This is a genomic window from Brevirhabdus pacifica (assembly GCF_002797755.1).
In the GTDB taxonomy this organism is placed as follows: Bacteria; Pseudomonadota; Alphaproteobacteria; order Rhodobacterales; family Rhodobacteraceae; genus Brevirhabdus; species Brevirhabdus pacifica.
In genome coordinates this window covers 49,280-59,501 of record NZ_PGFI01000016.1, presented here as the reverse complement: position 1 = coordinate 59,501, position 10,222 = coordinate 49,280, and the positions used below count along the sequence as shown (strand labels likewise).

The 10,222-nt window shown below is 61.0% G+C and carries 9 protein-coding genes; 6 read left to right on the top strand and 3 right to left on the bottom strand.

Annotated features, from left to right (window positions below; translation table 11 throughout):
• Together CLV77_RS15850 and CLV77_RS15845 are read left to right on the top strand one after the other, a co-directional pair.
• Positions 1 to 2,073: relaxase/mobilization nuclease domain-containing protein (locus CLV77_RS15850; RefSeq protein ID WP_100339214.1), on the top strand; the 2,073-nt coding region annotated here is incomplete at its 5' end.
• An 8-nt stretch (positions 2,074 to 2,081) separates the two neighbouring features.
• Positions 2,082 to 4,082 carry a type IV secretory system conjugative DNA transfer family protein gene (locus CLV77_RS15845; RefSeq protein ID WP_076981288.1) on the top strand — a complete coding sequence of 667 codons (2,001 nt, stop codon included), beginning with the start codon at positions 2,082 to 2,084 and terminating at the stop codon, positions 4,080 to 4,082.
• A 155-nt stretch (positions 4,083 to 4,237) separates the two neighbouring features.
• On the opposite strand, the gene CLV77_RS15840 is transcribed toward CLV77_RS15845, so the two are convergent.
• Together CLV77_RS15840 and CLV77_RS15835 are read right to left on the bottom strand one after the other, a co-directional pair.
• Complete coding sequence (locus tag CLV77_RS15840) at positions 4,238 to 4,744, bottom strand: PIN domain-containing protein (RefSeq protein WP_009815557.1); 507 nt, start codon at positions 4,742 to 4,744, stop codon at positions 4,238 to 4,240.
• Entirely contained in the window at positions 4,741 to 5,916 is a 1,176-nt protein-coding gene (locus tag CLV77_RS15835; protein ID WP_244901605.1) for an XRE family transcriptional regulator, read from the bottom strand. Before CLV77_RS15835 ends, CLV77_RS15840 begins: the two co-directional genes overlap by 4 nt.
• A gap of 12 nt (positions 5,917 to 5,928) precedes the next feature.
• Between CLV77_RS15835 and CLV77_RS15830 the strand changes: the two genes are divergently transcribed.
• The 4 genes from CLV77_RS15830 to CLV77_RS15815 are packed head-to-tail and all read left to right on the top strand — an operon-like array spanning position 5,929 to position 8,874.
• Positions 5,929 to 6,153: a DUF2188 domain-containing protein gene (locus tag CLV77_RS15830; protein WP_009815559.1), complete on the top strand. Its 225-nt coding sequence runs from the start codon at positions 5,929 to 5,931 to the stop codon at positions 6,151 to 6,153.
• Positions 6,154 to 6,167: 14 nt separating this feature from the next.
• Positions 6,168 to 7,205 (top strand): CBASS cGAMP-activated phospholipase, encoded by a 1,038-nt coding sequence (locus CLV77_RS15825; RefSeq protein ID WP_076981287.1) that lies wholly within the window; start codon positions 6,168 to 6,170, stop codon positions 7,203 to 7,205.
• Positions 7,202 to 8,401: a nucleotidyltransferase domain-containing protein gene (locus tag CLV77_RS15820; RefSeq protein ID WP_076981286.1), complete on the top strand. Its 1,200-nt coding sequence runs from the start codon at positions 7,202 to 7,204 to the stop codon at positions 8,399 to 8,401. Before CLV77_RS15825 ends, CLV77_RS15820 begins: the two co-directional genes overlap by 4 nt.
• A complete protein-coding gene (locus CLV77_RS15815) occupies positions 8,401 to 8,874 on the top strand; it encodes a type II CBASS E2 protein (RefSeq protein ID WP_009820225.1) in 474 nt (157 codons plus the stop codon). Before CLV77_RS15820 ends, CLV77_RS15815 begins: the two co-directional genes overlap by 1 nt.
• Before the next feature lie 136 nt (positions 8,875 to 9,010).
• Here CLV77_RS15815 and CLV77_RS15810 read toward each other — a convergent pair whose 3' ends face one another.
• Positions 9,011 to 10,090 carry a TrbL/VirB6 family protein gene (locus CLV77_RS15810; RefSeq protein WP_076981285.1) on the bottom strand — a complete coding sequence of 360 codons (1,080 nt, stop codon included), beginning with the start codon at positions 10,088 to 10,090 and terminating at the stop codon, positions 9,011 to 9,013.
• Between the last annotated feature and the right edge of the window lie 132 nt (positions 10,091 to 10,222).

Below are 10,222 nucleotides of genomic sequence, written 5' to 3'. Positions count from 1 at the left end.
GCGAAGCTCGAGGCCGGTGACATCAAGGACCTGACCGAGCGCTTTGCCAAACGGTGGGATGCGGGCTTCAAGCCCAAGCTCGGACAGACCACCCATATGCTCATGTCCTTCCCCATCGGCACGCGCGGCGAGGATGTGCGCGACATTGCGACGGACGTGGCCGAGCGGTTCTTCCAGACCGACGCGGGGCATTTCGACTACATTATCGCGGTGCATGAGGACCGCGATCACCCGCATGCGCATCTAGTGCTGAACCGCCGTTCGCAGGAAGGCGAGTTCTTCTTTCTGGGGCGCAACCATCGCTTCAACTATGATGATTTTCGCCTCGCCATGGTCGAGGAGGCGGAAAAGTATGGTGTGCGCCTGGAAGCCACGCGGCGGGTGGATCGCGGGGCTGTACATTACCCAGCCCCTACCCGCGAGGTCTACGCCGCGAAAGACGAGGGCCGCGCGCCCCGCGAGCGGGAACGCGTTGGGACCGACCTAGCCCGGACGCTGGCGGAGATCGCCAACACCAGAACCGTCTACCATTCGCTTGCCACGGAGGCCTCCCGCGAGGCCCGCGAGGATATTGCCGCGGCGCTATTTCGCGCGGGCGAGGTGCTGGCGCATGGCGGGCAGGTGGACCGAACAGGAGATGTGTATATGGCCGAGGATCAAAGTTTCGAGGACCTGAGAAGCCTCTATGCGGAGAAGCTCGCGCGGGTCCAGGGCATGATCGCCGAAAAATCTGACGCGGAACGTCCCGTGCTGGAAAAGCGCCTCATCGAGATCCAGACGCAGGTCCAGCACATGCAGCCCTTGGGGCTGCGATCATCCACGCTGTCAGAGACCCCCTCGGAGGGCGGGATCTATTCCGAAGCCAATATCGACGCCAGCCAGCGCGAGCGACTGGCGGAGCCCGACCTGAGATCGCGCATTGACGCGGCACTACGGGGCACCGGGATCAGCACATCGGAAGTGGTGGCCCGGATCGAGACGGGCGCGTCAAATGCAGCGCTCGAGCATCAATGGATCGCCAATGATCTCTCCAAAGTGGCCGAGGCGCGGAACCTGAACCTCGAGCGCCGCGCCGATCTGGAACAGGCCCGCGACATTCTCAATGACGTGCATGTGGAACTTGGCACGCTGTTGGAGCGCGAGAACGTGCTGCGCCGGGATGGCGTCATGGAAGCGGAACCGGTCAGCGAGCGGTTCCATTATCATGAGGGCGCGGTCCGGGCGATGGAAGGGACAATCCGTCAGGAGATGCGCGCAGACGGCCTGACTGCGCAGCAGATCGAGGACCGGAACTGGGAGGTTGTCTCACGGGCGGAGCGCCGGATCGAGACGGAGCAGCGTGCATATCTCGAGGCACACCCGGATCTGCTCGCACGCCCTGGCGATGTGATTGACCGGTCTGAGCCTTACAGGGAGACCATTACCGATGCGGCCCGCGCCAGCGAGATCACCCGCGAGGTCGACCGGATCATGGAGGGACGCGACGTCCGCACGCCCGTTGCAGATGCTGTCACGGATGAATTCAGGGAGCGCTATCCTGACATGCCGTCCCACCTCGCCCGCGGGCTTGGCGCGACCTATGCGGCCGTCGTCGAGATCCGCGACACGGAGGCCATCAACCAGGTCCGCCGCGAAAATGAGATGCGCGAGGGGATTGGGGTTGGCACGCGCGACTCACTCCTCGCAGCCCGCGGTGAAACTGCGCCGCAGTCTGCCCGTACCGACCGCCTTGCAGACGAGATTGCGCGGGTCCTGGACCATGAGCGGGCGGGGGAGTTGTCCGCGCCCTTCGAGACCGAGACGGAGCGGGACGCTTTCCGCGGCGAGATCGCGCGGGTGCTGGACGTTCGCCAACTAGACCGGCTCACATCCGGCGATGCCGATGCGCTGGAAAAGGTTCTCGAGGACCGCCTCGACCGGCTCTATGTCGCCAAGGTCTACCTGCAATCGGATGCAGCGACGGCCAACACGGAGGCCTTGCGCCAGGTGGTCGATGATCTTGCCGATGCCGAATATGAAAAACACCGCGCCGCGGACGTGGATGGCGAGACTGAGCGGGGCCAGGTCCATTGAGCGCTTCCATGGGAAAAGCGCGGATCGCAACAGGGGTCCTTCTGGTAACGCTGGTGACCGGGGCCATGGGCTATACCATCGCCTCGGCGGTGCTGACTTACCAGGATCTCGGCTTCGGCGCCGAGATCGACTTTGCCTATATCGCGCAGAACTATCTGGCGATCCTCGATCGCCGCCCGGAGGACGCCCAACTTATTCACCTGATCGTCGGCAGCTTCGCCGCCGCCGGCCTGATGCTGAGCCTCGCCCTCTCAGGATCCGCCCTGACACGCTTTGGCCAGACCCATTGGCAGAGTGCGCGCGAGATGAAGGCCAACGGCTTCTTCGGGGCGCCGGGCACCGGGTTCATCCTCGGCAAGCTGGGGACGCCGGGCTCCCGCGCCAATTACATTTGCTCGAAGGTCTTCCCCCATGCGCTGATCGTGGCCCCCACGGGTCGCGGCAAGACCACGGGCTTTGTCATTCCGAACCTGCTGACCTGGCAAGGCTCCGCCGTGACGCTCGATGTGAAGGGCGAATGTTTCGAGGCCACGGCCCGGCACCGCGCCGCCCAAGGCGACAAGGTCTATCGCTTTGCCCCCACCGATTGGGAGGGCAAGCGCACGCATCGTTACAACCCGCTCCTGCGCATCTATGAGTTGAAAGATCCCGCGCGCCAGCAGATGGAATTGCAGCTTCTTGCGACGCTCTTCCTGCAAAGCGACAATGACCGGGTTCAGGGGCTGCTCAAAGGCGGGATCGATCTCTTCGTGGCAGCAGGCCTGTTGGCCTTCCAGCGCAAGCGCCCGACCTTGGGCGAGATCTACCGCATCGCGGCCTCGGGCGGGAACAAGCAGAAGGAGTATTTCGCGCGGGGCCACGAGGTCGACAACAGGGCGGCCAAGCTGATCTTCACGCGGCTGGCTTCGACCAACAACGATACGCTGACGTCTTACGTTTCGCTCCTGATGACCTCGGGGCTCGATCAATGGCAGAACCCCGCGATCGATGAGGCGACGGCGGTGTCGGACTTTGATTTCCGCACGATCCGCAAGAAGCCCTTTTCAGTGTATCTCGTGGTCCAGCCGCTGATGGTGAAGCCGCTCGCGCCGCTGATCCGGCTGTTTTTCTCCGACCTGCTCTCCGCCATGCAGGAAAAGGATCCCGGGCCAGACGAGCCGTGGCCCGTGATGATCATGCTCGACGAGTTCAATCGCCTCGGAAAAATGCCCATCGTGGTCGAGAGCATCGAGACCCTGCGCACCTATCGCGGCCACCTGGCTGTGGTCACGCAAACCATCCCCGCCCTCGATGAAATCTATGGCGAGAACACCCGCCGCGCCCTGCAGGGCAATGCCGGCGTGAAGCTCTACCTGACGCCCTCGGATGAGAAGACCGTCGAGGAGCTGAGCAAGGCGGTCGGCAAGACCACAAAGACCGTGGTCACGCGCTCACAGTCCATCGGCAAGAACCCCTTTGAGGGCCGCAGCCAATCCACACGGACCGAAGAGAGTTCCTTGCTCCCTGAAGATGAGGCGCGCCGCCTACCGCTCGACGAGATTGTCATGGTGATCGATGCCCAGATGCCGGTCCGGGCAAAGCGGATCCAGTTTTTTGATGATCGGCTGTTCAAGGCGATCCACGCGGCACAGACGGGCGAGTTGCCGTTTCCGGAGCCGGGGGGAGGGGGGCTGCAGGGGAACCTGCCGCTCAGTGTGCGCGCCATGCCGATGACGCCGCCGTCGGATGGGCCAGGGGGAACAGAAGCCGATATGGAGAGGGCGAGCCAGGCTGGCGATGGTCAACCGTCAGGCCAAGCCGACGCCGCTCCAAAGAAGACCGCGCCTGTCGTTCAAGCCGTCATCGCCGAGGAACAGCGCCAGATGGAGATGGATTTTGGCAGCAGCGTCGTGGATTCTGAAGCTGCGAGCGTAGCTGATGAGGCGCAGATGCGCTCTGCAGTCGATGGCTTGGACGAAATGGAAGCGATGCTGAGAGAGGAGGATGGTGAAAGGCTGGTTGCGCGATAGGGTGGCGGGCATGGCGACCTGCGCGTAGCTTCCGTAACGCTGAATGTCACAAACGATGCTTTTTGACGCCGAAAAAAGGGGCTGGTTTGCATGACCGTTCGATCTTTCGCTCGGAACGTCGTGGGCAGGGTCCAGCCATCTCCACCTTGTTCAGATTATGCCCCGAGACGGCGCAGCCGCTTGTCGATCTCGGCGGGGGGTAGGAAGACCGCCTCATCCGCCCGCCAGATTTGCAGGGCGGAGACAAGAAGCCCGACATCGCAGGCTTCGGCGGCGTGCAGCTCGTCGATGATCCAGAGGACGCCATGAACGCGCACCGCGCGAGCGGTGGCGACCTTGCGTAGAAGGTTGTCGCCGGTCAGGAGGATGCCGTTTTCCTGGCAGGTTGTCGTCACGAGGGCGAAGCAATCATTGGCCGACAGGCGGCTATGTTCCCGCTTTAGAGCGAAAACCCGCGCGACTTCTTCCCCCGGCAGATCGTAGGTGGCGAGGCCACCGTCTTCGAGCATCCGCCATTCCTGCGCCGTGAAATCGAGCAGCTCCTCCTCACGGATGGGCAGGGGCACGATGAAGCGATAGGGCAGCCGCAGCAGGACGTGCAGCAACTCTCCCTTCTTCAAGTCGATCAGACAGGACGCATCATTGACGACAACACAGGTCACTGGTCACGAGGCCCCCTGATGTCGCGTTCGACAACGCTCAAGGGGAGCCCGAGCATCTGCGCCGCCCGCACGGGGGAAATCATCTCCTCGCCGAGCGCGCGCCAGACGAGGCGCTCGAAGCGCTGCGGCTTCTCGAAGGCCGCAAAGCCCTCGCCTGGACCGATAGGCTCCGGCTCCTCGCGCCGCCAGCTTCGCGCATAGGTCTTGAACGCATATTCCACAGCGCTCTTCGACAGGATGCCCACCTGGCCGAGCCGCACGAGCATCGCGGCGGCGGAGACGCCATAGGTGCGCTTGAGCCGCATGATCTCTATCCAGGTCATGCCGTGACGGTTTCGGCCAGCTTCCTCCTCCAGATGCTCACGCGGAATGAGGAACGCCCCCGCGAAGCGGTGCATCGAGGGCTCCTTTTTCAGTGCGGCATTGCCGGTTTCGGTGATGATCCGGTGCGCGAGTTCGTGGGCGAGGTTGAAGCGCTTGCGTTCGACATTGGTGTGCCGTGAGACGACGATCACCTCAGTCGGTGCGCCCTCCGCCCGTTCGACATGACAGGCCAGCCCGTTGATGCGTTCCGGGAGATCGGCCTCGATGACCTTGAGTCCCTTGTCTTCGAGCAGGGCGGTCATACTCGGGATCGGGTCGATCCCAAGCTGCCACTCGCGCCGCACGTCCCGCGCCTTGGCGTCGATGGCCTCTTCATCGGCCACCATTTCCACGCGCAGCGCGGCGAAGGGGTCTTCAGCGGGGTGCATATCGAGGATGTCCTCGATGGCGAGATAGTCTTCGAGCTTCTCGATGACGATGGATTCCGCCATCGCGCGATCCTGCGCCGAGGCGGTCGAGTTCTTTCGCCACTCGACGCTTTCCAGAGCTTCGACCTGACCGCCGAGCAGGAAGTCCAGTGACACGCCGAGCGCCTTGCCGAGGCCGACCAGCACCGACGAGGACGGCATCATCTTGTCCGCCTCGTATTTGCTGATGGCCTGCGCTGACACGCTTGGGGTTACGCGCTCCGCGAGCGCTTGCATGGATAGACCCGCCCGCTTGCGGGCAAGCCTGAGTCTTTGTCCGAACATGATCCTCTCCCGGCGGTTATTGTTGTGGTTGATAAACGCCATTTCTTCCTGTATATTTAAACACAAGGTTGTCGCATCGTCAACCGAAATCGACATGTGAGGCTTGAAATGTCTAAGAAAAATCAGCATGTTGTGCCGCATGAAAGCGGTTGGGCAGTGAAGGGGGCGGGTAACTCCCGCGCGTCTTCCGTCCACGGCACGCAGCGCGAGGCCATCACGGCCGCGCGGGAATCCGCCATTCGTCAGGGCAGCGAGATGCTGATCCACGGCGAGAACGGTCGCATCCGCGAGCGCAACACCTATGGCAAGGACCCGTATCCGCCGAAAGGCTGAAGGGCATAAGCGGAATGGATGTCAGGATGAGCAACGGTGGGAACAACAGGCAGATACGTCGCATCCTCTCCATCGACGGGGGCGGGATTAAGGGCACGATGCCCGCTGCATTCCTCGCGGGGCTCGAGGAAGATCTGGGCCAGCCCATTGGGCGCTATTTCGATCTCATCGCGGGCACATCGACGGGTGGCATCATCGCACTCGGCCTTGGCCTCGGCCGCACGGCAAAGGAACTGCTCGAGCTTTACGAGCGTCGCGGGCCTGTCATCTTCGGTCAGGACAATGCGGATGATGAACCGCTGGGGAGGATACGGCAGGCATGGCGCACCCTCACCGCCACAGGTCGGCACGTAGTCGGTCCAAAGCACGATGCGGCAATTCTTGCCCGTGAACTCAAGGCCGTTCTCAACAACGATCTGATCGGGCAATCACAGACCCGGTTGGTGATCCCGGCGTGGGATGCCGATCTCCGCAGCCCTTATATCTACAAGACCGCGCATCACACACGCCTGCAAACCGATTATCGCAAGACTGCGCTTGATGCCGCCCTGGCTACGGCAGCGGCACCTACGTATTTCAAGCGACATCGCACTGCTGATGATATTGGCCTGACCGATGGCGGGACATGGGCCAACAATCCCACAGCCATTGCTGTCGTCGAAGCCATCACTCTTCTGGGGTGGCATCCGTCAGACCTGCGCATTCTGAGCCTGGGGTGTCTGGACGAAGTCTACATGCTGCCCGAAAGTCCAGGGTTTGCCGGACTCGGCCTCAAAGTCCTCAACCTTTACGCGGATGGGCAATCACATGGCGCCCTCGGCATGGCAAAACTTCTGACGGGACACCCTTACGATGGGGATCGCATCTACCGCATTTCGCCGTCTGTCCCGAGCGGGTTTTTTACCTTGGATGACACCACGAAGATCGGCCGCCTCAAGGGCCTCGGTATGTCAGAAGGCCGAAAAGCAAAGCCCCACCTGACCCCGATCTTTTTCACCCAGCCTGCCGATACCTTCGTGCCGGTCTATCAACTCAAGGAGAAAGCGGCATGAATCAGATGTTGCGACAGCCACTGACCGACAGTGATATTCGGCGGCGCACGCAGATATTCACCATCCTGGACGAGATAGGCGAGGATCTGGACCTCACCGAAACCCAGTTTGATCGTGCGCGCCAGAGCTATGGTGCCGTCGGAGACTGGCTGTCCGGTTCAACTGATCCCCTACTCGTCAGTGTTCTGGTCTATCTCCAAGGGTCCAGTGCGCTTGGAACGGCCGTGAAGCCAATCGGGCGGCGGGAATTCGATGTCGATCTGATCTGCCTTTGTGCAGGTATCGCGTCCGGCATCTCACCAGCGACCCTGAAGGCGGCGGTTGGAAACCGGCTCAAGGAACACGCCACCTATGTGCGCCTTCTCGAAGAAAAAAAGCGTTGTTGGCGTCTCAACTATGCGGGGGACTTCCACCTCGACCTATCCCCGACGATAGCAAACCCGGTCTGCGGCAACCGGGGCGAATTGGTGCCCGACCGGGCTCTGAAGGAATGGCATCCGACAAACCCGCGGGCCTACAAGACCCTGTTCGATGAGCGCGCCGCACTCCGGCCTACCTTTGTGGGCAAGTTTATCGCCATGCAGCGGGACGAGGCGACGGTGGAGCCGTTCCCCGTCCGAGAAGCAGTGAAAGGCATCCTGCGCCGCATCGTGCAATTGCTCAAACGGCACCGCGACGTTTTTTATCAGAACAACACGCAAGACGTGGCCCCGATTTCCGTTATCATTACCACCCTTGCGATGCAGTCCTATGCCTATTGCGTGCGCAACCACGTCTTCCATGACGAAATGGATCTGTTGGTCGAAACGATCCGGATGATGCCGCACTTCATCGACCGCCCCATTCTGGACGGGCGGCGGGGCTATGCCATCCTGAACGAGACAACCAACGGGGAAAACTTCGCCGACAATTGGAACAAGGATGAACGCCGGGCACCAGCATTCTATGCGTGGCACGCACAAGCTCTGTCCGACTTTGAAGTCCTTCGCGATGCTGTTGGTCAGGACCGTGTGTCATTGAACATGGAGCGTTCGTTCGGTTCCGGTGTCACCGGACGGGTTCTCGGCAACCGCGTCAATGCGGTGTCGGATGGTCGCAAATCGGGTCTGCTTTCTGTCGCAACTGTGGTCGGGCTGACGACATCGAAGGTCGCAGCATCAACGACCGTGCCCACAAATACGTTCTTCGGTGATTGATGATAGGACGAGGCGGGCAATACGACCTGACCCTGTCGCAGCAGCTGCTGTTCCTGAAGGCAAGCCCGGCTATCAGTGGTGTGGGGCAGGTCCGCGCAAACAAATTGACATGGCAAGAGCCTATACAACCGACCGCCTTGGCGCGCTCCTACCTTGCCACTATCACGCTTCAGCCGGGTCAAACGCCCGGTGTTCAGATAGACGACCCGGATCTGGAGTTGCTGGCGGCAGGGCGTCCTTTGCCTCACGTCTACAGAGATCCGCTGCGCCTTTGTCTTTATCTTCCAGGTGCCAGGGAATGGGACGCGCGGAAGCGGATCGACCAAACCATCATTCCGTGGACTTACCTTTGGCTCTATTATTTCGAAGATTGGCTTTGGTCAGACGACTGGAAAGGTGAAGGGCAACACCCCGGCGAAGAGCCTGAGCCAGTTGGCAATCGGGCGATGCGCAGGGCCGTGGCACGGTGCTAAAATTGTCGATTCCGCCTGTGGCAGAAACGGTCGTGTTTGGCCACGTGCCTTGTGTCGCGAGGGATCAACCGTTTAGCAATGACAAAAACCCGCGGCGAAACCTTTGCAGTTTTGGCAAGTTTTTGGCACCTGGCTGTCACCGCCTGCCCAACCTACCAAGTCTCGAAAGCTGTGCCAGCATTCGGGCGCCTGTTCCGGTTGCGTCACCCGGACGAGCCGCAGTTGGCCCTCCAGCAGTATTTGGCCGGCTCGGCAAGGCTTGCACGCCGAAGAATTGTCGCGCTCGAAGGGCTGCGTATTCAGCCCCAGTTGCGCCACCGATGGCATAGCGATTGTAAACTTGTTGGCTACCTGCAAGCCCTCTGGCGAAGGCATAGCTTCCCCCGAACCCGGCTGAGAGTGCTGGCATCATGATGTTTCCGGAAATCGCCCGAACCAAAAAAGGCGTTGCTATGATGAAACCCTTTGCCATCAGCACCATCATGAAAAATGGGATAAGGGCCCCTATGTTCGAGGCCCCCTCTGGGTCGCCAAGCTCGGCAAGAAGCGCCCGAGAGACCCCCGTGATCGTCGCGAACACTCCGGCGACGACGATCGGATACATCGCGAATGAAATGAGCGCGGATAACCAGCGCGCGAAATAATCCTTGGTCACCTCGAACAGGGTCAAGAAGATCATCACTGGCGCAATGCCAATTAGCAGAGCGATCATGAGCCGGGACGCCACAACAATGAACGCCGCCAACCCGCCAAGAATCGAGAGCAGCAGAACCCCAAGTGTGTCAAGCAAGGCACCCGCCATCCAGTTCAGCTCAGATCCCGCAGCATTCAGATAGTCCCCGAGCGCTGCAATCAGTTCGTCAAATTCCTCTGCAAAGGTACCGGACGGACCAGGTGATCCGCCGCCGACAGAAGCCACAAGGGCGCCGGCAATGCTGTCAATTCCGTTCAGTATTGCTGAGGCAAGCGCATTGAACTGGACCCAGTTTGTCGCGAAGACACCTATCAACCCCACTTTCACTGCGAGCCAAAAGGCCGTTCGCCCGTCCATGGCGCGATACTGGTAGATCGTGTTGATGAAGACCAGGATGACAACTAGTGTTGTGCCAAGTACCAGCATCGTTCCGACCGTTGCTGCGACCGCGCCGAATTGCGTCTCGGCAGCGGTATTGAGATAGCCTTCGGCCGTTTCCACGAAGTAGGTGACGACACTCATGGATCCCTACCAGTTTCCAGCGGCTTCGCAGATTGGCATGGCTTTGCGTCGAAGCTCATTTGCTTGGCGCCGGTATTGGGACGTCGCTTCCACGATGTCCCAGTATTCGGACGAGGCGAAGCGCTCAACGTA